The 26,637-nt window shown below is 62.1% G+C and carries 24 protein-coding genes; 12 read left to right on the top strand and 12 right to left on the bottom strand.

Annotated features, from left to right (window positions below):
- Positions 1-22: 22 nt before the first annotated feature.
- The 6 genes from PPUTUW4_RS15960 to PPUTUW4_RS15985 form a co-directional block, all read right to left on the bottom strand.
- Positions 23-391, bottom strand: coding sequence for a cupin domain-containing protein (locus PPUTUW4_RS15960; RefSeq protein WP_015095619.1), 369 nt, complete (start codon positions 389-391; stop codon positions 23-25).
- Positions 384-1,667: a glycosyltransferase gene (locus PPUTUW4_RS15965; protein ID WP_015095620.1), complete on the bottom strand. Its 1,284-nt coding sequence runs from the start codon at positions 1,665-1,667 to the stop codon at positions 384-386. Before PPUTUW4_RS15965 ends, PPUTUW4_RS15960 begins: the two co-directional genes overlap by 8 nt.
- 32 nt (positions 1,668-1,699) lie before the next feature.
- Positions 1,700-2,779, bottom strand: a complete 1,080-nt coding sequence (locus PPUTUW4_RS15970) for an ABC transporter ATP-binding protein (RefSeq protein WP_007976116.1) — start codon at positions 2,777-2,779, stop codon at positions 1,700-1,702.
- The gene (locus PPUTUW4_RS15975) at positions 2,772-3,578 is read right to left on the bottom strand and encodes an ABC transporter permease (protein ID WP_015095621.1); all 807 of its coding nucleotides are present in this window, start codon (positions 3,576-3,578) and stop codon (positions 2,772-2,774) included. The genes PPUTUW4_RS15970 and PPUTUW4_RS15975 overlap by 8 nt, the downstream gene beginning before the upstream one ends.
- Positions 3,575-4,435: an ABC transporter permease gene (locus PPUTUW4_RS15980; protein ID WP_015095622.1), complete on the bottom strand. Its 861-nt coding sequence runs from the start codon at positions 4,433-4,435 to the stop codon at positions 3,575-3,577. The genes PPUTUW4_RS15975 and PPUTUW4_RS15980 overlap by 4 nt, the downstream gene beginning before the upstream one ends.
- Positions 4,436-4,517: 82 nt before the next feature.
- Positions 4,518-5,573 (bottom strand): spermidine/putrescine ABC transporter substrate-binding protein, encoded by a 1,056-nt coding sequence (locus PPUTUW4_RS15985; protein WP_015095623.1) that lies wholly within the window; start codon positions 5,571-5,573, stop codon positions 4,518-4,520.
- Positions 5,574-5,772: 199 nt separating this feature from the next.
- Between PPUTUW4_RS15985 and PPUTUW4_RS15990 the strand changes: the two genes are divergently transcribed.
- The 4 genes from PPUTUW4_RS15990 (at position 5,773) to PPUTUW4_RS16005 (ending at position 9,928) form a co-directional block, all read left to right on the top strand.
- Positions 5,773-6,705 carry a GntR family transcriptional regulator gene (locus PPUTUW4_RS15990; protein ID WP_015095624.1) on the top strand — a complete coding sequence of 311 codons (933 nt, stop codon included), beginning with the start codon at positions 5,773-5,775 and terminating at the stop codon, positions 6,703-6,705.
- Positions 6,706-6,803: 98 nt separating this feature from the next.
- Positions 6,804-8,087 (top strand): glycosyltransferase, encoded by a 1,284-nt coding sequence (locus PPUTUW4_RS15995; RefSeq protein ID WP_015095625.1) that lies wholly within the window; start codon positions 6,804-6,806, stop codon positions 8,085-8,087.
- Between the two features lie 70 nt (positions 8,088-8,157).
- Positions 8,158-9,555, top strand: coding sequence for an FAD-dependent oxidoreductase (locus PPUTUW4_RS16000; RefSeq protein ID WP_015095626.1), 1,398 nt, complete (start codon positions 8,158-8,160; stop codon positions 9,553-9,555).
- 13 nt (positions 9,556-9,568) lie between these two features.
- Complete coding sequence (locus tag PPUTUW4_RS16005; RefSeq protein ID WP_015095627.1) at positions 9,569-9,928, top strand: cupin domain-containing protein; 360 nt, start codon at positions 9,569-9,571, stop codon at positions 9,926-9,928.
- Here the strand turns inward: PPUTUW4_RS16005 and PPUTUW4_RS16010 are convergent.
- From PPUTUW4_RS16010 to PPUTUW4_RS16035, 6 genes are all read right to left on the bottom strand, one after another.
- Positions 9,925-10,992, bottom strand: a complete 1,068-nt coding sequence (locus tag PPUTUW4_RS16010; RefSeq protein ID WP_015095628.1) for a GGDEF domain-containing protein — start codon at positions 10,990-10,992, stop codon at positions 9,925-9,927. The two genes, PPUTUW4_RS16005 and PPUTUW4_RS16010, sit on opposite strands and share 4 nt — an antisense overlap.
- A gap of 571 nt (positions 10,993-11,563) precedes the next feature.
- Positions 11,564-12,604, bottom strand: a complete 1,041-nt coding sequence (locus tag PPUTUW4_RS16015) for an ABC transporter substrate-binding protein (RefSeq protein WP_015095629.1) — start codon at positions 12,602-12,604, stop codon at positions 11,564-11,566.
- A 35-nt stretch (positions 12,605-12,639) separates the two neighbouring features.
- A complete protein-coding gene (argE, locus tag PPUTUW4_RS16020) occupies positions 12,640-13,809 on the bottom strand; it encodes an acetylornithine deacetylase (RefSeq protein WP_015095630.1) in 1,170 nt (389 codons plus the stop codon).
- Positions 13,802-14,476 (bottom strand): DUF1028 domain-containing protein, encoded by a 675-nt coding sequence (locus tag PPUTUW4_RS16025; RefSeq protein WP_015095631.1) that lies wholly within the window; start codon positions 14,474-14,476, stop codon positions 13,802-13,804. The genes argE and PPUTUW4_RS16025 overlap by 8 nt, the downstream gene beginning before the upstream one ends.
- 10 nt (positions 14,477-14,486) lie before the next feature.
- Complete coding sequence (locus PPUTUW4_RS16030) at positions 14,487-14,897, bottom strand: RidA family protein (RefSeq protein ID WP_003201555.1); 411 nt, start codon at positions 14,895-14,897, stop codon at positions 14,487-14,489.
- Positions 14,897-16,258 carry an NAD(P)/FAD-dependent oxidoreductase gene (locus PPUTUW4_RS16035; protein WP_015095632.1) on the bottom strand — a complete coding sequence of 454 codons (1,362 nt, stop codon included), beginning with the start codon at positions 16,256-16,258 and terminating at the stop codon, positions 14,897-14,899. Before PPUTUW4_RS16035 ends, PPUTUW4_RS16030 begins: the two co-directional genes overlap by 1 nt.
- A 274-nt stretch (positions 16,259-16,532) precedes the next feature.
- Between PPUTUW4_RS16035 and PPUTUW4_RS16040 the strand changes: the two genes are divergently transcribed.
- From PPUTUW4_RS16040 to PPUTUW4_RS16075, 8 genes are all read left to right on the top strand, one after another.
- On the top strand, positions 16,533-17,909 hold the full coding sequence (locus PPUTUW4_RS16040; RefSeq protein WP_015095633.1) for a pyridoxal-phosphate dependent enzyme: 1,377 nt from the start codon (positions 16,533-16,535) through the stop codon (positions 17,907-17,909).
- Complete coding sequence (locus PPUTUW4_RS16045; protein ID WP_007976078.1) at positions 17,906-19,084, top strand: PLP-dependent aspartate aminotransferase family protein; 1,179 nt, start codon at positions 17,906-17,908, stop codon at positions 19,082-19,084. Before PPUTUW4_RS16040 ends, PPUTUW4_RS16045 begins: the two co-directional genes overlap by 4 nt.
- 272 nt (positions 19,085-19,356) lie before the next feature.
- Positions 19,357-20,208 carry a putative selenate ABC transporter substrate-binding protein gene (locus PPUTUW4_RS16050; protein WP_015095634.1) on the top strand — a complete coding sequence of 284 codons (852 nt, stop codon included), beginning with the start codon at positions 19,357-19,359 and terminating at the stop codon, positions 20,206-20,208.
- Positions 20,205-21,002 carry an ATP-binding cassette domain-containing protein gene (locus PPUTUW4_RS16055; protein ID WP_015095635.1) on the top strand — a complete coding sequence of 266 codons (798 nt, stop codon included), beginning with the start codon at positions 20,205-20,207 and terminating at the stop codon, positions 21,000-21,002. The genes PPUTUW4_RS16050 and PPUTUW4_RS16055 overlap by 4 nt, the downstream gene beginning before the upstream one ends.
- Entirely contained in the window at positions 20,996-21,823 is an 828-nt protein-coding gene (locus tag PPUTUW4_RS16060; RefSeq protein ID WP_015095636.1) for an ABC transporter permease subunit, read from the top strand. Before PPUTUW4_RS16055 ends, PPUTUW4_RS16060 begins: the two co-directional genes overlap by 7 nt.
- Positions 21,820-22,587, top strand: a complete 768-nt coding sequence (phnE, locus tag PPUTUW4_RS16065) for a phosphonate ABC transporter, permease protein PhnE (protein ID WP_015095637.1) — start codon at positions 21,820-21,822, stop codon at positions 22,585-22,587. Before PPUTUW4_RS16060 ends, phnE begins: the two co-directional genes overlap by 4 nt.
- A gap of 284 nt (positions 22,588-22,871) precedes the next feature.
- Positions 22,872-24,635 (top strand): AAA family ATPase, encoded by a 1,764-nt coding sequence (locus PPUTUW4_RS16070; protein WP_015095638.1) that lies wholly within the window; start codon positions 22,872-22,874, stop codon positions 24,633-24,635.
- Complete coding sequence (locus PPUTUW4_RS16075) at positions 24,632-26,365, top strand: UvrD-helicase domain-containing protein (protein WP_015095639.1); 1,734 nt, start codon at positions 24,632-24,634, stop codon at positions 26,363-26,365. The genes PPUTUW4_RS16070 and PPUTUW4_RS16075 overlap by 4 nt, the downstream gene beginning before the upstream one ends.
- Positions 26,366-26,637: the final 272 nt, after the last annotated feature.

Here is a 26,637-nt window from a genome sequence, read left to right on the forward strand (position 1 = left end):
CTCGCTCCTACAAAGGGCAGGCTCAAGCCAGCATGTACACGTTGCGCAGGGTTTCCCGGACGTCGCATTCACCGGTCCAGCCGGCCGGGAACAGCACCAGGGTGTTGGGTCGTACTTCGATCACTTCGCCGTTGTCGTTGCGGTAGGTCGCGTGCCCGGCGATGAAATGGCACAGCTCGTCCCGGGGAATCGACAACCGCCAGCGCCCGGGGGTGCACACCCACAACCCGGTTTCCGGGCTGTTGTTCGGGCCTTTGAACAGCAAGCGCCCGCTGGAATGCGAGACGCCTTCGATGGCGTCGCTCTGCACGCCCCAGTCCACCAGGTCGGTGCGGCTGCTGACGGCTTCGAGGTACGGCGTGATACCCGCCGTGGTGGATGAATCAGGCATCGTTGAGCACCTTGTCGAGAATCGCGGCCGCGTCTTGCGGTCCTTTGCGAGATTGCATCTGCGCGCTGGTGCGCTGCAGGCGTTGGCGCATGGCCTCGTCGTTGAGGCAGGCGTGGAGTTTTTCTGCGAGCTGCTCTTCGCTCCATTCGTAGCGGTCGAGCTTGAAACCGTGACCGCTTTCTTCAGCGCGCATGGCGTTGTCGTGGCCGTCCCAGACGTAGGACATGACGATCGCCGGTTTGCCGAAGAACAGGCACTCGGTGAAGCTGTTGTTGCCGCCGTGGTGGATCACCGCGTCGACCTGGGCGATCACCGACGGCTGCGGGAACCAGTTGGAAATCTGCACGTTGTCCGGCAGGTCGGTGTATTCGTCCAGGTGCTCGCCGACGTTGAACAACGCCCGGTAAGGCAGCTTGCCCACCGCCTCGATCAGGCGCTTGAGCAACTCGACATCGCCGGAACCGAGACTGCCGAAGCTGGCGTACAGCAGCGGCTTGTCGTTGTGGGCACGGAACGGTGGAATCTCGTACGGCGTGTCGTGACGCACGCAGCCTTGCAGGTAATGGAAACGCTCGGCCGGCAGCGGATGGCGGCGGTCGAACTTGACCGCATCCGGGTACAGCAGCAGGTTCATGAAGGGCGACGCTTCAAAGAAGGTGCCCGGCGGATAAGGTTGTTCACCGTGGGCCTGGAGGAACTGGTTGAAGTCCTCGTGGATCGGCCCGACCACCTCCTCGAAGCGCTGGCGGAATTGCGCGTGGCCGGCCTTGTCGTCGATGCTCATGCCCGACAGGTGCGGCGGGATATCCGGGTCTTCGATCTCGTTTTCCGAGCAGGAAATGATCCGTACCCACGGCTTGCCATATTGCTTGATCGCCGGGAACAGGATCACGTTGTCGACGCAGATCAGGTCGGGCTTGACCTTGTCCAGTACCGCCGGCAGGTCCTTTTGCGCCCACTTGGCGGTTTCGACGATGGCCGCCCAGCATTCCTTGACGTAGTTGTCGATCTGCTCCAGCGGCGACTTGCGGAAGTTCGGGATGTGGCCGTTGATGAAGTCCACCCAGTAGCGGGCCATTTCTTCGGCCGGCATCGGTGCCGACATGTTGACCATGTGCTCCTCGAAACCATAACCGGCGTAGACACCGCTCATGCCCGGGTCGGTGAGGAACACCGCTTTATGGCCCAGGGCTTCACAGGCCTGGGCGATACCGACTGAGTTCAGCGCCGGGCCGTAGGCGGCTTCGGGGAAGAATGCGATCACTTTCTGTTTCATCGAGTGCTGCTCCTGCCTGGTCTTTTTATTGTTCAGCGTGTCAATACGCGGGCATGCCGGGCCTGCCAGCCCAGCCGGATGGTCGTGTCGATTGCAAAATGGGCGAATTCAAACTGTGAGGACGGCACGCGCACGATCAACGGTTTGTCACTGAGGGCTGTCTGCACGTGCAGGTTGGTGTCGAGGCCGTGGTAGGCGACCTCGACGATTTTGCCGCTGACCTGATTGGGGCAATCGCTGCCCTGCTCCGTCAGCACTTGCAGGCGTTCGGGGCGCACCACCACGGCGACGGACTGGCCGGACACCAGCGGCGCGTCGGTTTCCACGCTCAACTCCTGGCCATTCACGCGCACCGAGTGCTGGCCCGAGCGCACGCCTTCGAGCAGGTTGCTGACGCCGATGAAGTTGGCGACAAACCGGCTGTTGGGGTTCTCGTACAGCTCCGACGGACTGCCGCACTGGCACACCTTGCCGCCGTCGAGCACCGCCATGCGGTCGGACATCACCAGCGCTTCCTCCTGATCGTGGGTGACGATGATGAAGGTGATGCCGCTCTCGTGTTGCAGGCGCTTGAGTTCCAGCTGCATCTTTTCCCGCAGCTTTTTGTCGAGGGCGCCCAAGGGCTCGTCGAGCAATAAAACCCGTGGCCGTTTGACCAATGCCCGGGCCAGTGCCACCCGCTGACGCTGGCCGCCGGACAGCTGATCGGGCTTGCGCTCGGCCAGCTCACCCAGCTGCGCAGTGCTCAGCACTTCATCAACCCGCCGGCGGATTTCGCTTTCGGGTAGACGCTCCATTTCCAGGCCGTAGGCGATGTTCTTGCGCACGGTCATGTTGGGAAACAGCGCATAGGACTGGAACATCAGGTTCAGCGGACGCTTGTTGGCCGGCAGCGGCGAGATGTCATTGCCGTCCAGGTAGATGCAGCCACCGCTGGGGGTCTCGAAACCGGCGAGCATGCGCAGCAGCGTGGTCTTGCCGCAGCCGGACGGCCCGAGCAGCGCGAAGAACTCGTTCTCGCGGATGCTCAGCGACACCTCGTTGACCGCCAGGCCGTTGCCATAAGACTTGCTGACCTTATCCAGGATCAGTACCGCAGATGAATTATTCATGGGTGCGAGGAGCCTTGTTGAGACGCTGCGAAGCCAGCAGCGCGGTGATGCTGACCAGCATCACCAGCGTCGCCAGAGCGTTGATTTCCGGGGTGACGCCGAAGCGGATCATGGCGTAGATCTGCATGGGCAACGTGGTCGAAGCCTGGCCGGAGCCTGAGTTGAAAAATGCGATGATGAATTCGTCCACCGACAGGGTGAACGACAGCAATCCACCGGCCAGCACACCGGGGAAAATCACCGGCAGCAGCACCCGGCGCAAGGTGGTGAACCAGCTCGCGCCGAGGTCGATCGAGGCCTCGAGGATCGAGTAGTCGAAGTGCTTGAGCCGCGTGCGCACCACCGCGCAGACGAAGGCGATGTTGAACACGGCGTGGCTGATGATGATCGAGTGCAGGCCCAGACCGACCTTGAGCAGGTTGAAGAAGCTCAGCAGCGCAATCGCCAGCACGATGTCGGGAATGATCATCGGCGCCATCAGCAGGGTATCGACCACCTGGCCCTTGTCATTGCCCTTGCGGCGCAACTCGATGCCCAGCGCGAGGAACGTGCCGAGCACGCAGGCAATGAAGGTCGCCAACAAGGCGACGATCAGGGTGTTGAGCGCCGCCGACAGGATCGCCGTGTTGTGCGCCAGTGCCGCATACCACTTCAGCGACACGCCGCCCCAGGCGGTGGGCAACCCGGACTTGTTGAACGACAGCAGGATCAACACCAGGATCGGTATATAAAGGAAGGCGTACACCAGCCCCAGGTGCGAACCCAGCACGGTGGCGCTGACAGAACGTGACTGACTCATGAGCGCGCCCCTTCTGCACGACGGGCCACCAGGGCCTGGATGAACAACAGGATCAGCATGATCGCGATCAGGAAGAAGCTCAGTGCGGCGCCGAACGGCCAGTCCCGCGCCGTGAGGAATTGCGCATAGATCAGGTTGCCGACCATCTGCACCTGCTTGCCACCCAGCAGGTCGGCGGTGATGAAGTTGCCGATGCTCAGCACGAAGACAAACACCGCACCAGCGGCAATCCCCGGCACGCTCAGCGGCAGGATGATCCGGCGAAAGGTCATCCAGCCCGAGGCGCCGAGGTCTTTCGAGGCGTCCCACAGTTCGTTGTTGATCCGCGACAGCGACGAGAAGATCGCCAGGATCACAAAGGGGATGTAGTTGTAGACCAGCCCCAACACCACGGACGACTCGGTGTACAGCAGGCTGATGGGTTCGCCGCTGTAGCCGAACACTTGCAGCAGGCGGTTGATCAGGCCTTCACGGTTGAGCAGGACGATCCAGGCGTAGGTGCGGATCAGGTAATTGCTCCAGAACGGCAGCATCACCAGGAACAGATACACCGCCTGGCGCCGCCGTGGCGCCCGGGCAATCGCGTAGGCCGCCGGGTAGCCGATCAACACCGCGAACACCGTGGCCAGCCCGGCGATTTTCGCCGACTTGAGCAGGATGCCCAGGTACAGCGGATCGAACGCGCGCTGGTAGTTTTCCCAGGTGAACAACCAGTCGATGCCGCCATACGCACCGCGTTCGACGAAGCTGTAGACCAGCACCAGCAGGCACGGAATCACCAGGAACATCAGCAGCCAGCCGAAGCCAGGCGCAAGAAGCCAGGCCGACAGACGCCTGTCAGCATGTAAAGCACTCATTAACTCTACCCTCCCGCTTCAGGACAGAAGCGGCTTGCGTGCGTGGCGAGGCATGCCGGGCATGCCTCGGATCGACGTGGCGTTAGTTCTGCGCCGCCATGATTTCGGTGACGGCGCGGGTGTAGGCCTTTTGCGTGGTGCCGCCCAGGTCGCGCAATTGCTCCATTTTCAGCAGCTCGGCGGGGGCGATGGTCAGGTTGGGGTATTGCTTGAGCAGGTCTGCGGACAACCCGGCCATGGCCGCCTGATTGGGGACTTTGTAGAGGATGTTTTCAGCGACCCAGGCGTGGTTTTCCTTGGCCAGCATGAAGTTGATGAACTTGAAGGCCTGGTCCTGGTGCTTCGAACTCTTGAGCACCACCATGGTGTCCACCCACAGGTCGGAACCTTCCTTCGGCACCACGAACTTGATCGCCGCGTTGGCCTGCGTGCCGTAGTTGCACCAGCCGTCCCAGGCATGGGCCATCAGCGATTCGCCGGAAGCGAGCTTGGAATAGAAGGTGGTGTCGTCGAAGGACAGAATGCGTTTTTTGGTGGCGATCAACTGGTCGCGAACCGCGGCGATTTGTGCCGGGTCACTGTCGTTGACCGACCAGCCCCTGGCGAGGAAACCGGCGCCGAGCATCCAGCGGTCGGTGGCGAGCATCGTCACCTTGCCTTTGAGGGCATCGCTCGGATTGAGCAGCTCGTTCCAGCTCTGCGGCGCCGGCGTCACCTTGTCGGAGCGATAGCAGATGCCCGTGGTGCCCCAGGTGTAAGGCACAGAGAACTGGTTGCCCTGGTCATATTCCAGGCGAGAGGCTTCGGGGTAGAGGTTTTTCAGGTTGGGGACTTTGACCGGATCGATGTCCGCCAGCAGTCCCTGTTTGTGCAGGACTTCGGCGAAGGGCGAGGAGACGAACACCACGTCATAGCCTTCACCACCGGAGGCCATCAGCTTGCCCATGATTTCTTCGTTGGTGGCGTGCAGCGCCTTGTCGACGTCCACACCGCTGGCAGCCTTGAACTTCTCCAGCGCATCCGGGGCCATGTAGCCGTCCCAGATGGAAATCACCATGTCTTTCGCACTTGCAGCCTGTGAAGCGATCGCCAGGGAAACGGCCAATCCCGCGCACAGAAGATCATTCAGCTTGCTCATAAATACTCACCCGACGATTGTTTATTGTTGTGTTCGAAGGCAGTACGGCAAAAGGAGAAACGATTGCTTGTGTTTTTTTTTTAGAAATTAGGACCAGCATCAAAAGATGTCAACGCTTTTTTTACGGCCTGACGACTGGCCAGCGCATGACATAAGATGGGCAACTGAGTCCCACAGCGGATCACAACGAGAAAGACGCTTGAGCACGACAGCCGAAAAAAAACCGCGCACCAATCACCTGGAACTGGCCCGGCGCATCCTCGAGCACACCCAGGAAAGCGGCCTGGTGGCCGGCGACCCGGTGGCCGAACAGGCCCTGGCCCGCACATTCCAGGTGTCGCGCACGCTGATTCGCGGCGCGCTGAAAGTGCTATTGGAAGAAAACCTGCTGAGCCACGAAGCCGGCAAGGGCTACCGACTGCTGGCTTCGCCGGCGGGCCAGGCGTTCAATGCCGCCCTGCCCCAGGCCGAGGAAGAAGAACTGGCCGCCTCGGTGCTGCGTGACCGCATGGCCGGGCGCCTGGGCGACAGCATCAGCATCAGCGAACTGATGCGCCGCTACGATATCGGCCGGCCGGCGGCGCAAAAGGCCCTGCAGCAACTGAGCGAAAGCCAGGCCATCGAGCGCGGCCCCGGCCAGTCCTGGCTGTTTCGGCCGTCGCTGAACAGCCTGGCCGCCCTCGAAGAAAGCCTGAAGTTCCGCCTGATCCTCGAGCCCGAGGCCTTGCTCAGCCCGAGCTTCAACGCCGACCCGCAACGCCTGGCGCTGTTGCGCAGCGCCATGCAAAGCCTGCTCGCCCGCCCCGTGGAAGACTTCGATCTGCAGCAGTTTCGCGAGCTGGACATCAGCTTCCACGAGCTGCTGGCCCAGAGCTGTGGCAACCGCTTCATCAGCGACGCCCTGCTCCAGCATCAGGGCTTGCGCCGCTTGCCGAACCTGCTGCCATCGGTCAGCGTGCACCGCCTGCAGGAAGCCCTGCGCGAACACCTGCAAATCATCGCGCAGATCGAACGCGGGCAGATGGAGATCGCCGCCGACCTGCTGCGCCTGCACCTGCGCCTGAGCGCCGCACAACGCCCGCAAACCGCCAACCGGGGCATTCCGCAGAGCCATCTGTTTGGGCGCCGTTAAGCGTCACGAAAAAACATGATGATTTTTTTTGAAAATAAGACAGCATCAAAAACACCTTCAGGAGCGGCGGGTCTGACCCGCCATGGACAGCCCTCGCCATGCAAAAACAAAAACTGATCGCCCTGTTTCCGGAAGCCAGTTTCGGCGCGGCCTTGAACTGCATTGGTATCGCTCAGTCGCTGCGATCGCTGGGCGCCAAACCGGTGTTCATCTGCCACGAGCATTTCCAGGGGCTGTTCGCCGAGTACGGCTTCGACGAATACCCGATTCCGCAAGTGAGTCCATTGTCGGCGGCGGAACACCAGCACTACTGGGAACGCTTCATCGAACGCAGCATTCCCTACTTCGACCAGCCCCCGCTGGCGCAGATCGACAGCTATGTGGCGCCCGCCTGGGAAGCCATCATCGACACCGCCATCGAAGCGGAAAAACCCTTGCAGCAGTTGCTCGGCCGGCTCAAGCCCGACGTGATCGTGCTCGACAACGTAGTGATGTTCCCGGCTATCGCCAACGCCGGCTGCCCGTGGGTGCGGGTGGTGTCCTGCGCCGAGACCGAACTGCCGGATGCCGCTGTTCCGCCGTACCTGTCCGGATGCCTGGCCAGTGACACCGAGGCCTGCGAGCGTTACTCCGAGCAGTACCTGAAGGCTGTCGCACCGGCCCATGAACGCTTTTCGCAGTTTCTCCTGGGCAACAACACGGCGCCCTGTCCGGCGGGGCAGTTCCTCACCGATTCACCCTGGCTCAACCTGCTGCTGTCGCCGACGCCTGTGCGTTATGAACGCCGGCAGCCGCTCGATCCGCAGCGTTACGTCTACCTCGACGGCTGCGTACGCCGCGAAGCGCCGTACATCGTCCCGGACTTCCCACGGCACAACGATGCACCGCTGATCTACCTCAGCTTCGGCAGCCTTGGCGCCGCCGACACCGGGATGATGAAACGCCTGATCAGCACGATCGCAACCTTGCCGTACCGCTTCCTGGTCAACGTCGGCGCCTACCGCGACATGTACACCACCGTGCCGGACAACGTGTACCTCGACAGCTGGTTTGCCCAGCCGGCCGTGCTCAAGGAATGCGATGCGTTCATCCATCACGGCGGCAACAACAGCTTCTGCGAGGCGCTGTACTTCGGCTTGCCGTCGCTGATCATTCCGTATTGCTGGGACGGTCACGACAATGCCGCCCGCGCCGAGGAAGTCGGCGTCGGCCGCTACCTGCCGCGCTTCGCCGATCCCCTGGCCGCCCTGCCCGGCGCCCTCGAACAACTGCTGGCCGACCAACCGATGAAGCAACGCCTTGCCTCGTTCAGCGAGCGCATGCAGGCGACCCGCGGCACCGACATTGCCGCCCGCGCGATCCTCGCGCTTCCAGACCTCTAGCCATAACAACAAAAACCGTCGGGCAACCGTACGCAATCCTCGTTGCCCGACACACCGCCGGAGTTTCAGCATGAATGCCCCATCGCGTCTCGATGCGCTCGACCACGTCCTGCCCCATCCCTTTTGGCAAGACACCGTCACCCCACCGCCCGCCGCACCTTCCGTCAGCGCAACCGTGGAATGCGACCTGGCCGTGGTCGGTGGCGGATTCACCGGATTGTGGACGGCGCTACTGGCACGCCAGCGCAACCCCGGATTGAGCATCGCGATCATCGAGGCGCGTCGTTGCGGCGGTGAGGCCAGCGGGCGCAACGGCGGTTTTTGTGCACCTAGCATTTCCCATGGCGTGTCCAACGCCCTCAAGCGTTGGCCGAATGAGGCAGAGCAACTGATCCGCCTGGGCCGGCAGAACCTCGATGAGCTGGCCGCCGATCTGGATCGTTTCGGCATGCAGGTCGAGTTCGAACGCCGGGGCAAGCTCAACGTCGCCAGCCAACCCTGGCAGGTCGACGGACTGCGCGCCATGCAACGCAACTACGCGCGGTTCGGCATTGACTGCGAGTGGCTGGAGGGCAGCGATCTGGCCTGCAAGCTTGATTCGCCGGCCTATGCGGCCGGTCTGTTCGAGCCCAACTACGCGCTGCTCAACCCGGCAAAAATGGCCGCCGAGCTGCGCCGCGTCTGCCTTGAACAAGGGATCGTGCTGTTCGAAAACAGCCCGGTGCTGCAACTGGATGCCCGCAACGACAGCCTGCGCCTGCGCACGGCCGACGGCGAAATCATCGCCGGGCAGATCGCCCTCGCCACCAACATTGCTCCACCGCTGCTCGGCCATCTGGCCTCGAGCGTGATCCCGGTCTATGACTACTCGCTGGTCACGGAGCCACTGCGCGATGAACAACTGGCCGCCATCGGCTGGACCGGCCGTTACGGCATCGCCGATTCCGGCAATCAGTTCCACTACCTGCGCAAGACCGCCGACAACCGCATTCTCTGGGCCGGCTTTGATGCCATCTACCATTTCGGCGGGCGCCGCGACGAAGCCCTGACCCAGCGCCCGCAAAGCTTCCAGCGCCTGGCCGAACAGTTTCAACAGACCTTTCCGGCCCTGGGCGATGTGCGCTTCAGCCATGCCTGGGGCGGCATCATCGACACCTCGGCACGCACCACGATGTTCACCGGTTGCGAACATCAGGGCCGGGTCGCCTATGCCTTGGGCTTCACCGGGCAAGGGGTATCGGCCAGTCGCTTCGCCGCGCTGAACATGCTCGACCTGCTGGCCGGGGAACGCACCGAACGAACGGAGTTGCTGATGACCTCCAAGGCGCCGTTCCGCTTTCCGCCCGAGCCGTTGCGGTATGTCGGCGTGAAACTGGCCCAGCGCTCTCTGGCGCGGGAGGACCGCGACGGTCACCGCGACCTGCTGCTCAAGACCTTCGATGCCTTTGGCATCGGTTTCGATTCCTGACCCGGAGACCACCATGTCCACAGCCCTGCCCCGGCACGTCATCGACTTTGCCAGTGAGCTTGCCCCCCGTGAAACCGAAATCGACGACCCGGCCGTGGTCGACGCGCCTTATCGCAGCAAGAGTTGGCGGCACTTTGTGGCGCCCGGGAAAAACGCCGTGGCCGGCATCTGGGAGGCAGGACCGCACCGGGAGCGTTGCCAGTGCGATTACGATGAGCTGTGCCACATTCTCGAGGGCACGGTGCGCCTGACCGATGCCGAAGGCGTCGCGCGTACATTCGGCCCCGGCGATTCCTTCGTGGTCGCCAGCGGATTCCAGGGCACCTGGGAAAACCTCACCCCGGTGCGCAAGGTCTACTTCATCCTAGGTTAACCGGCCGCGACCGGTACGTCCGGCTGCTGACGTACCTGGTTGCGCCCGTTGCGCTTGGCCTGGTACAGCGCATCGTCGGCGCGGGTCAGCAGGCTTTCCGGCGTGTCGCCGGGTTGTGCATGGGCCACGCCGAACGACGCAGTGATGGTATCCAGCACGGTATCGGTGCCCCGGGCCTTGACCCGCAGCGACTGGATTTTCAGGCGCAGGCGCTCGGCAAATGCACCCGCCGCCGCCAGATCCGGGCAATCCTTGAGCACCACGCAGAACTCCTCGCCGCCGTAGCGTGCCGCGAACGCTTCGCCAGACAGCGATTCACGCAACACCCGGGCAACATGCTGGAGAACACGATCCCCCAATGGATGGCCGTACTGATCGTTGAATTGCTTGAAGTGGTCGATATCCAGCATCACCAGCGCCAGGCCGGACGCTGCGTCATTCATCGCCTGTTCAAACTTGCGGTTGAAGGTGCTGCGGTTGAGCAATTCGGTCAGGCCATCGAGGGTCGCAGCCAGTTGGGCACGTTCCAGCTTGTCGCGCAGGCTTTTGATTTCATGCTGCGCAGACTGCAACTGGGAGAGGAAATGTTCCTGCTGGCTCTGCATCAGCTGGGTGCTCTGTTGCAGCTGGATCAGGATGCTCGGCAAGCGTTCAGTGGCCGGTTCTTCGAGCATTTGCAAGTACTGGCCAAGGCTGGCCTGGAAGTTCTGGTTACCCTTCACGCTGCGCGAAACATCACGCTCCATGTCGTCGACCAGGTTGATCGCTTCCTGCTGCCCGGAACGGGCGTCCGCCAGTTCGTCGCGGATGATGTATTCGCGAAACAGCTTGGCGGCCGACTCCGGCGGGAAAGAGTCGAAATCGTTGACCACCCGGTCCAGGTGCCGATTGAGCTCCGGCTCCTGGCCCTTGCTATAGGTGTACCAGAGCGCGTAGTGCACCGGATTGGGCGGAATGTTGTGACGAACCATCAGCGGCACTGCCTGCTTGAGCAACGCCGCTGCCTCACGGGAATCTTCTGGATACAGCGCTAGAACAGTCGCACGCGTGTCGGATTGGCTCATGGCTTCACTGTGGTTGTTATCATTGGCGATTGGCAGGCTCGCTGAGCATAACCATACGCCCGACAAACGGCTATCCCGAATTACACCCGTATTTCAACCCGGCCGAGGTATCGCACTGCTTTTTGTGGGAGCGAGCCTGCTCGCGAAAGCGGCGGCACATCCAGCATCCATGTGACTGATATACCGCTTTCGCGAGCAGGCTCGCTCCACAGGGTTCTGTGTTTTAACGGACTACCATCACCACTGCGCGAAGGCGGCAACGCTTGAGCCTAAGGTATTGCACCAGGCTTTTTGTGGGAGCGGGCTTGCTCGCGAAGGCGGCGGCACATCCAGCATCGATGCGACTGACATACCGCTTTCGCGAGCAGGCTCGCTCCACAGGGTTCTGTGCTTTACCTGACTAACATCACCACTGCGCGAAGGCTGCATAGCTGGAACCCGAGGTATCGCACTGGTTTTTGTGGGAGCGAGCCTGCTCGCGAAGGCGGCGGCACATCCAGCATCGATGTGACTGATATACCGCTTTCGCGAGCAAGCCCGCTCCCACAAAGGGGGTTATGTGGTTGCTGGGTTAGCGTGCAGCCCAGGCGTTGAAGCGCTGTTCCAGCTCTTCGCCATGGTCGACCCAGAACTCTGCATCAACCGCCCGCGCGCCGGCCAGGTTGGCCTCGGCGGTTGGCAGTTGTTCCTGCACATCCTTGGGCAGCAGCGGCAGGGTCTGGCGATGCACCGGCCCGTAGGGGATGTTTTCCGAGAAGACTTTTTGCGTCTGCGGCTGGCTGGCGAACGCGATGAAGTTTTCCGCCAGCGCCTTGTTCGGCGTACCTTTGACCACTGCCCAGTATTCCGGGTCGTACAGGCTTTGCGGCCAGACGATGCTCAGCTTCATGCCTTCCTTCTGCGCCGAGGCGATCCGGCCGTTGTAGGCCGCGCTCATCACCACGTCGCCGGCCACCAGCCATTGCGCCGGTTGCGCGCCCGCCTCCCACCACTGGATGTTCGGCTTGATCTGGTCGAGCTTGGCAAAGGCCCGGGTCACGCCTTGTGGGGTTTTCAAGACCTTGTACACGTCGTCCGCCTTGACACCGTCGGCGAGCAAGGCGATTTCCAGGGTGTACTTGGCGCTCTTGCGCAGGCCGCGCTTGCCCGGGAAGTCGGCGACGTTCCAGAAGTCCGCCCAGGATTGCGGCGCCTTGGCCTGCTTGCTCTGGTCATAGGCCATGACCATCGACCAGACGTAAGTGGCCACCCCGCATTCGGTCAGCGCACCGGGCACGAAGTTCGCCGAATCACCGAAGCGCCCGGCGTCGAGCTTCTCGAACAAGCCCTCCTCGCAGCCGCGCAACAGCTCGGGGCTTTCGACTTCCACCACGTCCCAGCTGGTGTGACCGGCCGAAACCATGGCCTTGATCTTCGACAGTTCGCCGTTGTACTCACCGGCGATGATGTTGCCCGCGCCGCTGGCGTTGAAGGGCTGAAAGTAGGCTTTATCCTGGGCCTGTTTGGTAGCACCACCGAAGGAAATCACGGTGAGGTCCTGGGGGGCCGCCCACACACTGGCACTCAACAACGCCAGGGCAAACGGAACACTGCAACGCAAGGATCTGGACATGGATCGCTTCCTCGGGGCTGGTCGGCCCGCTGTTGTTATGGGTGTTCGGATTCACTCAAGTAAGCCGCCAGGCGATCCATCAGGCGGTCACAGGCCGCCATCTGGTCGACGCTGACAAATTCATCGGACTTGTGCCCCTGGTCCATGCTGCCGGGACCGCAGACCACGGTCGCAATCCCGGCCTGATTGAACAGCCCGCCTTCGGTGCCAAAGGCCACGGTGCCGAAATCATCGCTGCCGCACAGCTGGGCAATCAGCCGGGCGGCGGCGCTGTCGGCGGGTGTCGCCAGGCCTGGATAGGCCGAGATTTTTTCAAAGCGGATCGCGGTATCGGTGTCCACGGCCTGCATGGCCGGCAGCAACGTCTGCTCGGCGTAGTCCCGCAGCTCATCGACGACCACCTGCGGGGCGAAGTCCGGCAAGGCGCGGATCTCGAAATCGAAACGGCAGTCCGCTGGCACGATGTTCAGCGCCGTACCGCCCTGGATCACGCCGACCTGCACAGTCGAGAACGCCGGATCGAAGCGCTTGTCGTGCAACGGCGGCCGGGCCAGGGTGGCGCCGATGTCGCCCAGCCGACCGATCAGGCGTGCGGCCTGCTCGATGGCATTGACCCCATAAGGTGCGTAGGCCGAATGACAGGCCGCCCCGCGCACGTGGCAACGCATCGCCAGCTTGCCCTTGTGGCCAAGCACCGGTTTGAGCTCGGTTGGCTCGCCGATCAAACACAACGCCGGGGCCGGGATGCGTTGGGGCAACACCTCCAGCAAACCGCGCACACCAAGGCAGCCGACCTCTTCGTCATAGGAAAACGCCAAATGCACCGGGCGCTTCAAAGGGCTGGCGAGAAACACCGGCACGGCGGCCAGCACCGAGGCCAGATAGCCTTTCATGTCCGCGCTGCCGCGACCGTAAAGCTTGCCGCCCGCCTCGCTCAGGCTGAACGGCTCGACCGTCCAGGCCTGGCCGTCCACCGGCACCACGTCGGTGTGACCGGACAGCACGATGCCGCCCGCCACGCTCGGGCCGACCGTGGCCAACAGATTGGCCTTGGTCCGTTCGGCGTTGTAGATCAGTTCGCAATCCACGCCCAGTCCGTGCAGGTAGTCACGCACGAACTCGATCAACTCGAGGTTCGAATCGCGGCTGACCGTGGCGAACCCGATCAATCGCGCGAGCATGGCGCGGCTGCGCAACTCACTCATCGCCGGGCACTCCATAGGCGGGGGCCAGGGTCGGATTGAGGGCGCGGGTCAGGTAGTCCTGCAATTGCGGTTCGTAGGCCGTCCACAGTTTGCCCAGCTCGCCAATCGGGTTTTCATCGGCCCAATCCACCCGCAGGTCGACAATCGGCCAGGTCAGGTCACCGACCACCGACAACGCCGCCGAGTGCACCGCGCCCGCTTCGCCGCCGGCGTCCTGCCCGGCCTGCAAGGCGTTCATCAGGCGGGTGGCGAGGCAGCCTTCGCTGTTTTCGAAGGCCGCGACCATCGCCTCGATCACCCCACTGTTGGCCAGCAGGTTGCCGGCCGCCACGCATTGGTCACCGGCCACTGCGTTGTTGATGCCCAGCGCATGGTTGCCGCTGAACACCGCCGTACGCCCGTGGGCATCCACCACCGCCACCTGGCGGTACTGGCTGTAGCCGTTGCGGGTCAACGAGTGGTCCAGCGCCTGGGGCGGCGCCGAGCCGTTGGCCAGTTCATCGAGGATATGCGGGCCGAGGGCCGGCAGCGTGATGTTCTGGCTGGACACCGCACCGACCCCGGCCCGCAGCCAGGGGCAGCGCGCACCGACGGCGATGCTCGAAGAACTGATGGCAATGCCCAACTGGCCGGTCTCGGCGCAGCGACCCACGATGGAAAAAGTCATGGCGAAGTCCTTATTCAGGGATAACGGCAATCACGTCGATTTCCATCAGCCACTGCGGCTGGCCGAGGGCACTGACCACCAGCCCGGTGGAAATCGGGAACACACCCTTGAGCCACTTGCCGACTTCCTGGTACACCGGCTCGCGATAGCGCGGGTCGATCAGGTAGGTAGTGGTCTTGACGATGTGGCTCAGGTCGCTGCCCGCCTCTTCCAGCAACTGCTTGACGTTGCGCATGGCCTGTTCGGCCTGGGCGCGCGGATCACCGAGGCCCACCAGTTGGCCGTTGAAATCGGTGCCGACCTGGCCACGGACATACACGGTGTTGCCGGCGCGCACGGCCTGGCACAGATCGTTGTCCAGCGTCTGGTTCGGGTAGGTGTCTTTGGTGTTGAACATGCGGATGCGGGTATGAGTAGGCATTAACGAACTCCCATGAGGCTGGCTTTCTGAACGGGTGCACGGGCGGCGTCGGCTTGGCGCTGGGCCGCATCCCGATAGTTGAAATAGGTGTGCTGCTTAACGATGTGATCGGCGATGTGCTTGGCGTCGTGCCAAACGCCCCAGATGAACGCGGAGCCACGACGGGACTGCCACGGCAAACCGACGAAATACAACCCCGGCTCGGCCGACACGCCGCGCTGGTGCTGCGGTTTGCCGTTTTCCTTGAAGGCATCGACCTTCAGCCAGCTGTAGTCGGTGGAGTAACCGGTGGCCCAGATGATCGTGGTCACGCCGGCCTTGACCAGGTCCAGCTCAAGGATCGGCCGGGTCACGCAATCCGGATCGGCCAGCATGGCCCGGGCTTCCGGTTCCAGCGGCAGGTCCAGGCCGTTGCGCTCGATATAGGCATCGGCCTTGTCGAGCAGCGCGAGGTAGTTTTCATCGCCACGGCGGATGTTGTCGGCGAGGTTGTTTTCGAAACTCACCACAGCGCCATTGAACGATTGAGTCAGGCCGACCAGGGTCATGCCCTGATGCGCCAGGCGGCGGAAGTCCACGGTGTGGCCGCCACGGGCACCGCTCACGGCGATGGTCACGTGTTCCTTGCCCGGTTGCATGGCCTCGGCATCCCACTCGCCCAGCACCCCCAGCCACCAGCAGAAATCGCGGTTGCGGTAGGCGCGCGGCGGACGGTCGTGGGCGCCGACCGAGAGGTAGACCTGTTTGCCGGAACGTTGCAGCTCATCGGCGATCTGCACGCCCGACGACCCGGCGCCCACCACCAGCACCGCGCCTTCGGCCAGTTGCTGCGGGTTGTAGTACTGGGCAGAGTGAATCTGGCTGATGCCGGCCATTGGCGGGGCAATCGGCGGGATGGCCGGACGCTGGAACGGGCCGGTGGCGACCACCACGTGGCGGGCCTCGATCACGCCGTCAGAGGTTTCAACGGTGAAACCCGGACGGTCGGCATTACGTTGTACGCTCTTGACTTCAACACCGGTGCGGATCGGCGCGTTGAACTTGCGGGCGTAGGCTTCGAAGTACTGCGCCACCTGCTCTTTGCCGGCGAAGGCGTCCGGGTCCAGGCCGTCGAATTCCAGGCCCGGGAAGCGGTCGTGCCAGGCAGGACCGTTGGCCACCAGCGAATCCCAGCGGCCGGTGCGCCAGGCTTCGGCGATACGGTTGCGCTCCAGCACGAGGTGGGGCACACCGAGTTTGCTCAGGTGTTCACTCATGGCCACGCCGGCCTGGCCGGCGCCGACAACAAGCGTATCAATTGCGGTTTTATCAACTGTCATGGCTGTGCACTTCTGAAAGGTGGTTTGATTCAGGTCGGTCATGGCTGCCGCCTCGATGCTGATCACTGTTGTTCTTCTGCTGCGGCTATCGGTATCAGGGTGTTGGCCGCATTCTGTTCGGAGCCGGGAAATAGCGAAATTATGTTTTTTGTGGTTGCTGGCGAGGAAAAAGCGTCGAGGTGACCGGCTGGCCGTACGAGGTTGCGGACGACCCGATCCCGGCCTATGGTCCAAGCGATGCATTGCCCGCGACCGGCGCGAAGACCCGGCGCGGATTGCTGTCCATCCAGTGCGGATTCACGCAAGGAGTGATGACATGCCCGACTATTCCCGTCCTGCCGTACTCGAACTGATTGGCAATACCCCGCTGGTACGCGTCAGCCGGTTCGATACCGGTCCCTGCACGCTGTTTCTCAAACTCGAATCACAGAACCCCGGCGGTTCGATCAAGGACCGCATCGGTCTGGCCATGATCGACACCGCCGAACGCGACGGTCGCCTGCGCCCCGGCGGCACCATCGTCGAAGCCACCGCCGGCAACACTGGCCTGGGCCTGGCCCTGGTCGGCCGCGCCAAGGGCTATCGCGTCGTGCTGGTGGTGCCGGACAAGATGTCCACCGAGAAGGTCTTGCACCTCAAGGCCATGGGCGCCGAGGTGCACATCACCCGCTCCGATGTCGGCAAGGGCCATCCCGAGTACTACCAGGACGTCGCCGCACGGCTGGCGGCGGAAATTCCCGATGCGTTCTTCGCCGACCAGTTCAACAACCCGGCCAACCCGCTGGCCCACGAATGCAGCACCGCGCCGGAGATCTGGGCACAAACCCAGCACGATCTGGACGCCATCGTCGTCGGCGTCGGATCGGCCGGTACCCTCACCGGCCTGACCCGTTTCTTCAAACGCGTGCAGCCGGACCTGGAAATGGTCCTGGCCGACCCGGTCGGTTCGGTGATGGCCGAATACAGCCGCGGTGGCACCCTCCCCACCCCCGGTTCCTGGGCGGTGGAAGGCATCGGCGAAGACTTCATCCCGTCGATTGCCGACCTCTCCAGCGTGCGCCACGCCTATTCGATCAGCGACGAAGAAAGCTTCGACCATGCCCGCCAGTTGCTGCGCGCCGAAGGCATTCTCGGCGGCTCGTCGACCGGTACTCTGCTGGCGGCGGCGCTGCGTTACTGCCGCGAACAGACCCAGCCGAAACGGGTGGTGAGCTTCGTCTGCGACACCGGTACGCGATACCTGTCGAAGGTCTACAACGACCAGTGGATGAACGATCAGGGCCTGCTGCAACGCAAGCACTACGGCGACCTGCGCGACCTGATCGCGCGGCGTTTCGAGGATGGCCGGGTGATCAGCGTCGGCCCCGACGACACCCTGCTCACCGCGTTCCAGCGCATGCGCCTGGCGGACGTGTCGCAATTGCCGGTGCTGGTAAAGGGTCAGCAACTGGTCGGCGTGATCGACGAGTCCGACATCCTGCTGGGGGTGCATGAAGACGTTGCGCACTTCCGTAAAACCGTGGCCAGCGCCATGACCGACAAACTGCAAACCCTGTCCCCTGCCGCCACCCTGGCGGAACTGGAGGCAGAGCTGGGCCGTGGGCTGGTGGCGATCATCCAGGATGCCTCGGGCTTCCACGGCCTGATTACCCGAACCGACATGCTCAACCATTTGCGGAGATCCCTGCCATGAGTCAACAGGACAAAAACGCCCCGCCTCAAGGCTTCGCCACCCGGGTGATCCATGCCGGGCAAACGCCGGACCCATCCACCGGGGCCTTGATGCCGCCGATCTACGCCAACTCCACCTACCTGCAACAGAGCCCCGGGGTACACAAAGGCCTCGACTACGGGCGCTCGCACAACCCGACGCGCTGGGCCCTGGAGCGGTGCGTGGCCGACCTCGAAGGCGGCACCCGGGGCTTTGCCTTCGCCTCGGGGCTGGCGACCATTTCCACGGTGCTCGAACTGCTCGATGCCGGTTCGCACGTCGTCTCCGGCAACGACCTGTACGGCGGCACCTTCCGCCTGTTCGACAAGGTGCGCCAGCGCAGCGCCGGGCACCGCTTCAGCTTCGTCGACCTGACCGACCTGGCGGCGTTCGAGGCGTCCCTGCAGGACGACACCCGCATGGTCATGGTCGAGACCCCGAGCAATCCGTTGCTGCGCCTCACCGACCTCGCCGCCATCGCCCGCACCTGCCGCGCGCGCGGCATCATCTGCGTGGCCGACAACACCTTCGCCAGCCCGTGGATCCAGCGCCCGCTGGAACTGGGTTTCGACATCGTGCTGCACTCGACCACCAAATACCTCAACGGCCACTCCGACGTGATCGGCGGCATCGCCGTGGTCGGGCAGAACGCCGAACTGGCCGAGCGCCTGGGCTTTTTGCAAAACGCCGTCGGCGCCATCGCCGGCCCGTTCGACGCCTTCCTCACCCTGCGCGGGGTGAAGACCCTGGCCCTGCGCATGGAACGCCATTGCAGCAACGCACTGGAACTGGCGCAGTGGCTGGAACGCCAGCCGCAAGTCTCACGGGTCTACTACCCCGGCCTGCCCTCGCACCCGCAGCACGAACTGGCCCAGCGGCAAATGCGCGGATTCGGCGGGATGATCTCCCTCGACCTCAACAGCGACCTGGCCGGCGCCAAACGCTTCCTCGAGAACGTACAGATCTTCGCCCTGGCCGAGAGCCTGGGCGGCGTGGAAAGCCTGATCGAACACCCGGCGATCATGACCCACGCCACCATCCCGCCCGATACCCGCGCAGAGTTGGGGATTGGCGATGGGCTGGTGCGGTTGTCGGTGGGGGTTGAGGATGTGGAGGACTTGCGCGCGGATCTGGCGCAAGCGTTGGCGCGGATGTGAGTCGTCCAAAGTCCTGAGTACCGTAACCCCTGTGGGAGCGAGCCTGCTCGCGAAAGCGTCAGTTCAGTCAACATCAATGTTGAATGACATACCGCATTCGCGAGCAGGCTCGCTCCCACAGGTTTTGCGCCATCTCTCATGTTGCAGGCTGGTCAAGTACGCCGTAGCCCCTATAATCGCGCCGTTTTCGTCTACCCTCACGAAGCGTCGTGCAGCAATCAGCTTGTGCGGGGCGCATCGACATTTTTCCGCTATTGAACCGGAGAACTTCCATGCTCAAACGTACCCTGGCCTTGGCCGTCGGCCTGACCCTGTCCCTTTCCACCCTGCTGGCACAGGCTGCCGAGACCCTCAAGGTCAGCGCCATTCCCGACGAAGCCCCCACCGAATTACTGCGCAAGTTCAAGCCACTAGGCGAATACCTCGAGAAGCAACTGGGCATGAAGGTCGAGTTCGTACCGGTGTCCGACTACCCGGCGGTGGTCGAGGCGCTGGCCACCGACCGTATCGACATGGCCTGGCTGGGCGGTTTCACCTTCGTGCAGGCGCGGTTGAAAACCGGCAATGCCATTCCCCTGGTACAGCGTGAGCAGGATGCGCAGTTCACCAGCAAATTCATCACCGCCGACCCAGCGGTCAAATCCCTGGCCGACCTCAAGGACAAATCGTTCGCCTTCGGCTCGGTCTCGTCGACGTCCGGCAGCCTGATGCCGCGTTATTTCATGCTGCAGGACGGCATCAAGCCGGAAACCTATTTCAGCCGCGTCGGTTACTCCGGCGCCCACGACGCCACGGTCGCCTGGGTTCAGGCGGGCAAAGTGGATGCCGGCGTACTCAACGCCAGCGTCTGGGAAAAACTGGTCAAGGCCGGCAAGGTCGACACCGACAAGGTCAAGGTCTTCGCCACCACGCCGGCCTACTTCGACTACAACTGGACCGTGCGCGGCACCCTCGACCCGGCCCTGGCCGAGAAAATCAAGGTCGCCTTCCTCGCACTCGACCCGGCCAACCCGGAGCAAAAGGCGATCCTCGACCTGCAGGCCGCCAGCCGCTTCATCGAGACCAAGCCTGAGAACTACAAGGGCATCGAGGAAGCCGCGCGCGCTGCCGACCTGCTGAAATGACCTTGCATCTGAACCGGGTCAGCCTCACCCACGACACAGGCGTGCGGGCGCTGCATGAGGTCGACCTGCACATCAGCGCCGGTGAACAGGTGGCGATCATCGGCCCGTCCGGCGCCGGCAAGTCGAGCCTGCTGAACCTGCTGGCCACCGCCCTGCGTCCCGGCAGCGGCACAGTCGAAGTGCTCGGCGAGCACGCCTGGCAACTTGGCGCCCGACAGCGCCAACGCCTGCGCGCGCGCATCGGCCTGGTGCATCAGGCGCCGCCACTGCCACCGCGCCAGCGCGTGGTCACGGCAGTGCTGGCCGGCAAACTGGGGCAGTGGGGTTTTGCCAAAAGCCTGCTGAGCCTGCTGCATCCTGTGGATGTGCCCGGCGCACGCGCGGCCTTGGTCAAACTCGATCTGGGCGACAAGCTGTTCGCCCAGTGCCAGCAACTGTCCGGTGGCCAACTGCAGCGCGTGGGCATTGCCCGCGTGCTGTACCAGGCCCCCGACGTGCTGCTGGCCGATGAGCCGGTGTCGGCGATGGACCCGGTGCTGGCCGGGCACACCCTGTCGATCCTCTGCCGCCACGCCCGGGAACACAAGGTGACCCTGGTCGCCAGCCTGCATGCGGTGGATCTGGCGTTGAGCAACTTCTCGCGCATCATCGGTTTGCGCGACGGCCAGATCCTCTTCGATCTTCCCGCTGCCGACATCGACCACGACTTGCTCGACCGGCTCTACGCCAACGAGCAACTGCAATCCCCGCCCGCTCCGGTGGCGCCCTTGAGCCTGCAGATTCCCCGATGCTGACGCGCGATACACGAGACCCGGCCACCCTGCCCCGCCTGCTGCTCAGCCTGCTGGCGCTGGCCCTGCTGTGGCCCGGCATCCACTTCAGCGAACTGGACCTGGGCGTGCTGCTCCAGGCCGACAGCCAGAGTGAAATGGGCCGTTTCGTTTCGGCCTTCTGGCCACCGGCCCATGGCGAAGAGTTCCTCCAGCTGCTGTGGCAAGCCACCTTGCAGACCCTGGCCATCGCCACCGCCGGCATGGCCCTGGCCTTGCTGTTGGCCGTACCCGCCAGCCTGCTCGCCAGCCGCGCCTTGTCGCTGTCGGCCGCCTCGCGCGGTGGTCGCCCGAGCGCCCTGGGCCGGTTGTTGCGCTGGCCGGTGCGCGGGTTGCTGATCTTCCTGCGCAGCGTGCCGGAAATCGTCTGGGCCTTGCTGTTCGTGCGCGCCGTCGGCCTTGGCCCGACGGCCGGGGTGCTGGCCATCGCCATCACCTACAGCGGCATGCTGGGCAAGGTCTACGCAGAAATCTTCGAGTCGGTCGACCAGCGCCCCGCCCACTCACTGCTGCAAGCCGGCAGTGGCCGGTTGGCGGCGTTCTGCTACGGCATCCTGCCCAATGTCGCGGCGGAGCTACTGTCGTACACCGTGTACCGCTGGGAATGCGCGATCCGCGCATCCGTGGTGATGGGCTTCGTCGGCGCCGGCGGACTGGGCCAGCAGATCGACCTGTCGCTGCGCATGTTCGCCGGCGGTGAAGTGGCGAGCATGCTCCTGACCTTCTTCGTCCTGGTGCTGTTCGCCGACCAGATCAGCCGCCTGCTGCGCTGGAGGTTCGCATGAATCGCCTGATCAACCTGCTGCTGATCCTGTGCATCGGCGCTGCGGTCGTCGCCTCGTTCCGCTATCTGGGCATCGACCTCGGCGAACTGACGGGCAGCGGCAACCTGAAGCAGATGGGCGCCTACGTGCTGCGCTTTCTCAGCCCCGACCTGAGCGCCGGCCACCTGCAAGCCATCGGCCGTGGCGCCGTGGAAACCATGGCGATGTCCGCCCTCGGCACCCTGCTCGCGGCAGTGTTTGGCCTGCTGCTGGCGCTGCCAGCGGCCGGGCGCTTCGGCTGGCTGTTGCAGAGCGCGTCGCGACTTGTACTCAATGGCCTGCGCGCCATTCCCGAACTGGTGTGGGCCGCGCTGATGGTGCTGGCCGCCGGCCTCGGACCGAACGCCGGCACCCTGGCACTGGCCATGCACACCACCGGCGTACTCGGCCGCCTGTTCGCCGAAGCGCTGGAAAACACTCCGCCACAACCTGCCGAAGCCATTCGATTGCAGGGCGGCAACGTCGTCTGGGCCTTCTGCTACGGCACCCTGCCCAACCTGTTTCCGCAGCTGCTGGCGTACATTTTGTACCGCTGGGAGAACAACATTCGCATGGCCAGCGTGCTGGGGTTTGTTGGGGCTGGGGGGTTGGGGCAGATGCTTTATGTGAGTCTTAGCCTGTTTCAGGAGGCTCAGGCGAGTACGGTGATTTTGGCGATGTTGGTGCTGGTGTTTGCTGTTGATGGGTTGAGTAGTTGGAGTCGGCAGCGGTGGGTTAAGGCGTGATGGGGGGTTGGGTGGATTTGGTCAGTTGATTGCGTTCGAGCTGAGCAGGTAGTTGTATGGAGTTGACTACTACGCTTCATGGGCATGACTCGCAGAAAACGGCCAGAAGGGGACGTTTAGAATAGGAAAATAAATCTGTCCTGATTTTTCTCCATTTCTCTTCAGTCGCTTTGAAAATGGAGGCGCTGGTTGAAATTGATTGCGCCTACAATATCTCTACTGATCGCGCACGCCGAAACCAGCTTTAAGCGCTGATTTTTAAACCAAGGACGGAGGCACTGAGCATGTATCTGGCTGAACTGAATATCCGCAACTTTCGAAAATTGCGTGAACTCCAGTTGCGTTTTCAACCTGGTCTGAATGTTCTGGTGGGTGCTAATAACGTAGGCAAGAGTGCTGCAGTCGATGCACTACGAGCTCTGCTGGCAGGTTATGAAGAGCCATACCCTCGATTCGGACCTGAAGATCGGCACAGGTCTCCGGAGCAGGAACAGGATGGCGACATTGAGTTCCACTACGTCTTTCGAGAGCTGGGACCCGATGACGAGGCGGATTTTCTGGCCGCGCTCAAGCCCATGGCAGGTGGCCAAGCAGAAGCACACTTTCATGTGTGTTACTCAGATGCCGATCAAGGGGGGCGCTTGCGAGTACGGCGCTGGTGTGGCGATTACCAAGAGCTGTCGCTGACTGCGGACATGATTGAAAACCTGCGAGGGGTCTATCTGCAGCCTCTTCGTGATGCGGCGCAAGGGATGCGTCCAGGGCGGAATAGTCAGCTTTCGCGCCTGCTGCACTTGCTTACAGATGACGCGGGTCGCCAAGGCATAAATGAAGCACTACAGCGATTGGACGATGAGCTTCGGAATCACGCACCTATTCTAGGTACGCAGACAGCGATTGCTGATCGTCACAACGCGATGCTCGGACCGCAGTTGCGCCAAGCCCTTGCCGTGGGACTGAGTGCGTCAGACTTTCAACGTCTGTCTACCAGGTTGACGCTCTCTGTGGATGATTTCGAGCTCGAGCACAACGGCCTGGGCTTCAACAACCTGATCTTCATGGCGGTGGTACTCAGTGAGCTTGCCCGAAACTCTGATGCTGCATACCGCGGCCTGATTGTGGAGGAGCCGGAAGCTCACCTGCATCCCCAACTGCAGGCGGTACTGTTGAGATATCTGGCGAGCTTGCAAGAGGTAGCCGGGGAGCAGCCTGTTCAACTCTTCGTGACGAGCCATTCACCCAACTTCGCCAGCAACGCAAATCTTGATTGCTTGGTTTGCTTGGTAGAGTCGGAGGGACGGGTCGAGACATTCTTTCCACGCGAAGTAAGATTTGAGAACGGCAAGCGGGAGAAGCTGGAGCGCTATCTCGACGTCACTCGGGCGGAGTTGTTCTTTGCCCGCCGGGTCATTTTTGTCGAGGGGGCCGCAGAGATGATGCTCGTCGATGCCTTGGCCACTTCGGCAGGCTTCGACTTGCGTGGGCATGGCGTAAGCTTGATCAGCGTTGAGGGGCTCAATTTTGATTCCTTCCTTCCGCTGTTTGGCGAGCGCGCTCTAAAGATTCCTGTCGCATTGATTACCGACGCCGACCCATCAGGAGTAGTGGTTCTCGGGCAACCGGCCCAACCGTTGTATCCAGCATTGGGTTCCGCGGTTCAGGTTTCCGACAACACCGCGAATATGCTCGAGCGGCAGGACAGATACGTCCGAGTTTTCCATGGTGTTAAAACATTGGAATACGACTTGGCTCTGCACCCGAACAATCGCACAGCCATGTTGAGCGCCTTGGCTGAAATCCACCCGCAGATTGCCCAGGATCTTGAGGGCGTTGTTAATGCAGCCCCTGACGATGCAGCCAAGGCGCGAGCACTGTTCTGTGGAATGTTTGAACGTCCATCCACCCAGAAGAACGTGCAGAAAGGCCGCTTTGGTCAATCCTTGGCCTTTGTAATTGGAGAGGGCGCCGCCTGTGAGGTCCCACCTTACATCCTCGATGCTATTGCTCATGTGTGCCTGGTACCGGAGGCCGGAGCGGAAGCAGAATGATGGAGCCATCCCCCGAACAGCAACTCGTCATCGATGCTCCTCTGGAGCCTCTAGCCGTTACGGCATGTGCGGGAAGTGGCAAGACTGCTACTGCGATCCTGCGTCTAGTTGAAATGCGCCGGCGCCTTGCTGGGGCGAAGGGGCGCATAGCACTGCTGTCATTCTCCAATGTGGCCGTAGAGACATTTCGTCAGGGTTACCAAGAGCTTTCGCAGATACTGCCTCATGGTTCCGGTCGAAACAGGGTTGATATTGATACCTTGGATGGCTTCATTACGAGCCAAATCATAAGGACTCATGCTCATCGAACTATGGGGGCTAACCAGACAGCCTTTCTAGTTACCGGTGGGGAGCCTTTCTTGGTTGGGTTCAACTGCCCAACGCGGGATCACCCGATACCTGTAAGCGATATCAAGGTTCGATTCAACGCTGGTCAGCCGCTTTTCTACTACACGGTCCATGGTAACGAGATGCCGCTTAACCAGCCGGATGCTAGCCGAGTGGTTGCTCGACTGGGGCGAGTGGGCGGCTATACGCACGATCTGGGACGCTATTGGTGTTACCGCGTCCTAAGCGAGCAGCCTGTGGTACTTAGAGCATTGGCTCGACGCTACCCTCATATCATCGTCGATGAGGCCCAGGACATTGGAGTACTGCATCAGGAGCTTCTGGAGCTTCTGATCGGTGCGGGCGTGCAGGTGTCACTGATTGGCGATCCAAATCAGGCGATCTACGAGTTCGCCGACGCTAACGGTCTTTTTTTGCGGACCTACCATGAGCGAGAAGGTGTTGTTCCCTACAACCTGACTCGTAACTATCGCTCCCTGCCCTCGATTCTAAGCGTTGCAAACCACCTTTCGGGAAGGGCAGATGATCCTGATCGTGATGACGAGCCCCCACCCTTGGGGGCCTACTTCATTGGCTATGACGAGCAGGCGCTTCCACATCTGCTGGAGTCTTTCCATGCGGAGCTCGGACGGCAAACAATCAACCCTGATAGAGCCGCTGTCGTATGCCGCGCGGCTGCAATGGCCTCTAGGCTTTCGGGACAAAGAGATCCTGATGGCCGGGGAGCAGTAAAGCTGTTTGCTGAAGCTGCAGTACTTCGAGATCAGCGCTCAGACTTCCTGGGGGCATTCAGGATGGTCGCACGAGGCATTGTCAGCCAGTTAGAAGGTCCACCTCCAGGGTTGCTCAACAGACTGAGTGGCGTCGCCCATGACCGTGAGTTGCGCAAGTTGCGACGTCGACTGTGGTTGTTCACTAGAGATGCTGCTCAAGGTTTACCAGCTTCGAGTCTGCCGGCCTCAGGCCAATGGCTTCCCCTGCTGCAAGAACGAGTTGCTCGTTTGCTTCGTGACATTCAGCGTGATTTTGGCATGGCCGCATTGGATGGGCTGAATCGCCGATTAACACGCGCCTTACTGCCTGCCGGGCCCCTTAGAATGGAGCCCGATGTGGCGGTTGAGCAGGAGCCTAAGGCCCGTGTTAGAACCGTTCACCAGGTTAAGGGCGAAAGTATCGATGCCGTCTTGTATGTGGCCAATCGGGCAAACATCGAAGCCATGTTGGCTGGTATGGATACTGAGGTTGGCCGTATTGGCTATGTTGCGGTGACTCGCGCCCGCAATCTACTTTGGTTGGCGGTTCCTGCTGCTGCCTTGGTTGTCTTGCGACCGCAACTGGAACAGGCTGGCTTTCTCGAAGCGATCCATGCTATCGGTGGTTAATTCCAATGTCGTTCTGTTTGTCTTTTCTAAACGTGCTGTGCCGCAGGGCATTGTGCATCTATCTACCAACAGCTTTGCGCCTGAATACAAATCACTGAGGTCCGATTTTGGCCGTTCTCTTCCGGCCATGGTTACAAAGCCTGATGGTTAAATCCGACGCAATCCGTCGTCAGAACGAATACGAATAACTAATCAGGTCAAATGTAAACGGGTGCTCAAGTAGAGTGCAATTTCTCGCCTGACGACCAAACCACTACTACCCACGCAAAAAA

It is taken from the genome of Pseudomonas sp. UW4 (assembly GCF_000316175.1).
In the GTDB taxonomy this organism is placed as follows: Bacteria; Pseudomonadota; Gammaproteobacteria; order Pseudomonadales; family Pseudomonadaceae; genus Aquipseudomonas; species Aquipseudomonas laurylsulfatiphila.

Coding starts and splice junctions, on each gene's coding strand:
- PPUTUW4_RS15960 (WP_015095619.1), bottom strand. CDS start 391: ATGCCTGATTCATCCACCACGGCGGGTATCACGCCGTACCTCGAAGCC.
- PPUTUW4_RS15965 (WP_015095620.1), bottom strand. CDS start 1,667: ATGAAACAGAAAGTGATCGCATTCTTCCCCGAAGCCGCCTACGGCCCG.
- PPUTUW4_RS15970 (WP_007976116.1), bottom strand. CDS start 2,779: ATGAATAATTCATCTGCGGTACTGATCCTGGATAAGGTCAGCAAGTCT.
- PPUTUW4_RS15975 (WP_015095621.1), bottom strand. CDS start 3,578: ATGAGTCAGTCACGTTCTGTCAGCGCCACCGTGCTGGGTTCGCACCTG.
- PPUTUW4_RS15980 (WP_015095622.1), bottom strand. CDS start 4,435: ATGAGTGCTTTACATGCTGACAGGCGTCTGTCGGCCTGGCTTCTTGCG.
- PPUTUW4_RS15985 (WP_015095623.1), bottom strand. CDS start 5,573: ATGAGCAAGCTGAATGATCTTCTGTGCGCGGGATTGGCCGTTTCCCTG.
- PPUTUW4_RS15995 (WP_015095625.1), top strand. CDS start 6,804: ATGCAAAAACAAAAACTGATCGCCCTGTTTCCGGAAGCCAGTTTCGGC.
- PPUTUW4_RS16000 (WP_015095626.1), top strand. CDS start 8,158: ATGAATGCCCCATCGCGTCTCGATGCGCTCGACCACGTCCTGCCCCAT.
- PPUTUW4_RS16005 (WP_015095627.1), top strand. CDS start 9,569: ATGTCCACAGCCCTGCCCCGGCACGTCATCGACTTTGCCAGTGAGCTT.
- PPUTUW4_RS16010 (WP_015095628.1), bottom strand. CDS start 10,992: ATGAGCCAATCCGACACGCGTGCGACTGTTCTAGCGCTGTATCCAGAA.
- PPUTUW4_RS16015 (WP_015095629.1), bottom strand. CDS start 12,604: ATGTCCAGATCCTTGCGTTGCAGTGTTCCGTTTGCCCTGGCGTTGTTG.
- argE (WP_015095630.1), bottom strand. CDS start 13,809: ATGAGTGAGTTGCGCAGCCGCGCCATGCTCGCGCGATTGATCGGGTTC.
- PPUTUW4_RS16025 (WP_015095631.1), bottom strand. CDS start 14,476: ATGACTTTTTCCATCGTGGGTCGCTGCGCCGAGACCGGCCAGTTGGGC.
- PPUTUW4_RS16030 (WP_003201555.1), bottom strand. CDS start 14,897: ATGCCTACTCATACCCGCATCCGCATGTTCAACACCAAAGACACCTAC.
- PPUTUW4_RS16035 (WP_015095632.1), bottom strand. CDS start 16,258: ATGACCGACCTGAATCAAACCACCTTTCAGAAGTGCACAGCCATGACA.
- PPUTUW4_RS16040 (WP_015095633.1), top strand. CDS start 16,533: ATGCCCGACTATTCCCGTCCTGCCGTACTCGAACTGATTGGCAATACC.
- PPUTUW4_RS16045 (WP_007976078.1), top strand. CDS start 17,906: ATGAGTCAACAGGACAAAAACGCCCCGCCTCAAGGCTTCGCCACCCGG.
- PPUTUW4_RS16050 (WP_015095634.1), top strand. CDS start 19,357: ATGCTCAAACGTACCCTGGCCTTGGCCGTCGGCCTGACCCTGTCCCTT.
- PPUTUW4_RS16055 (WP_015095635.1), top strand. CDS start 20,205: ATGACCTTGCATCTGAACCGGGTCAGCCTCACCCACGACACAGGCGTG.
- PPUTUW4_RS16060 (WP_015095636.1), top strand. CDS start 20,996: ATGCTGACGCGCGATACACGAGACCCGGCCACCCTGCCCCGCCTGCTG.
- phnE (WP_015095637.1), top strand. CDS start 21,820: ATGAATCGCCTGATCAACCTGCTGCTGATCCTGTGCATCGGCGCTGCG.
- PPUTUW4_RS16070 (WP_015095638.1), top strand. CDS start 22,872: ATGTATCTGGCTGAACTGAATATCCGCAACTTTCGAAAATTGCGTGAA.
- PPUTUW4_RS16075 (WP_015095639.1), top strand. CDS start 24,632: ATGATGGAGCCATCCCCCGAACAGCAACTCGTCATCGATGCTCCTCTG.